Origin of the sequence: Hymenobacter sp. AT01-02 (genome assembly GCF_000961955.2) — a bacterium.
GTDB lineage: Bacteria > Bacteroidota > Bacteroidia > Cytophagales > Hymenobacteraceae > Hymenobacter > Hymenobacter mucosus.
This window is the reverse complement of record NZ_JZIR02000155.1, coordinates 1-1,217: the sequence shown is the minus strand read 5'-3', so window position 1 is coordinate 1,217 and position 1,217 is coordinate 1. Positions and strand designations below refer to the sequence as shown.

The window sequence follows — 1,217 nt, the reverse complement described above, 5'->3', positions numbered from 1 at the left end:
GCTTTGCCGCCCAGTTGTTCTATTTCCTGCGCCACGTCGCGCAGTTGGCTTTCGGTACGGGCTAGCAAGGCTACGTTGGCACCTTCCTGCGCCAGGGCTACTGCAATGGCGCGGCCAATTCCTTTGCCTGCACCCGTTACCAGGGCGTTCTTACCGGCTAGTGATTCCATGTGTGTAGAGAGAGTAGAAAGTAAGTTGATAACAGCCTAGCGGAGCCAGAAACGTTCCGTAGGCTGAGGTGAGCATGACTACAACCCATGCGGCTGCCCGATGTTAAGGGCTGCCGCAATAAAATGGTAGCCCTCCGCGTGAACTACTGGCTTGTTGCGCTCAGCAGCTGTAGGATGTGAGCCGGCTAAAAGCCAACGCTACGGCCGAATCCGCTGGGCTCCCCGCAGAATATGCGGTTGGGAAGGAGGGGAGCTATAGTTACCGCTGCCCAAATCCGTGTACCTTCCCGTTCTGAACACAACCTCCCGTTATCCATGAAAAAACTCGCTCTGGGTGGCCTGCTTGCTTGCACGTTGCTGGCAGCCTGCAACCAGCAAAAATCTTCGGACCACAGCGGCGCTGCCAGTGCCGAAACCAGTCTTGCCGACGTGAAAGACATCAACCAGCTGTTTGAGATGTACTGGGAAGACAACGCTAAGTTGTTTCCCCTCGATGCGACTACCCAAGGCGACAACCGCTACAACGACCAACTGCCCAACGATGGCACCAAGGCCTTCCGGGAGCAATTGCGTGCCTTTTACCAAAAGTACTTGGATGGGTTGCAGAAATTCGACCGCGCCAGCCTCTCAGAAAACGACCGTATCAGCTACGACATCTTCCAGTACGACTTGCAAACCAAGCTGGAAGGCTTGAAGCTGAATACGTGGATGATGCCTTTCCAGCAGTTTTGGGGCTTACCCATTACGCTAGGGCAATTTGGCTCGGGCGAGGGGGTGCAGCCATTTAAAACGGCGAAGGACTACGACAACTGGCTGGGCCGCGTGCACGGCTTCACGGCCTGGGCCGACACGGCCATCGGCAACTTCCGGCAGGGTATAAAAGCTGGGGTAGTGTTGCCCCGCGCCCTTGTAACGAAGATGGTGCCGCAGATGCGCGACCTGGAAGTGACGGACCCCACCAAGAGCCTGTTCTACGGCCCCATCAATAAGCTGCCCGCCGATATGCCCGCCGCCGATAAGGAGCGCCTCACGGCGGCGTATAAAAAA

General features: G+C 56.7%; 2 protein-coding genes. One reads left to right on the top strand and one right to left on the bottom strand.

Annotated features, from left to right (window positions below; translation table 11 throughout):
- Window positions 1-170: SDR family NAD(P)-dependent oxidoreductase (locus tag VI25_RS21525; RefSeq protein WP_152981761.1), on the bottom strand; the 170-nt coding region annotated here is incomplete at its 3' end.
- 315 nt (window positions 171-485) lie between these two features.
- Between VI25_RS21525 and VI25_RS21520 the strand changes: the two genes are divergently transcribed.
- On the top strand, window positions 486-1,217 hold a 732-nt coding region (locus VI25_RS21520), incomplete at its 3' end, for a DUF885 domain-containing protein (protein ID WP_152981760.1).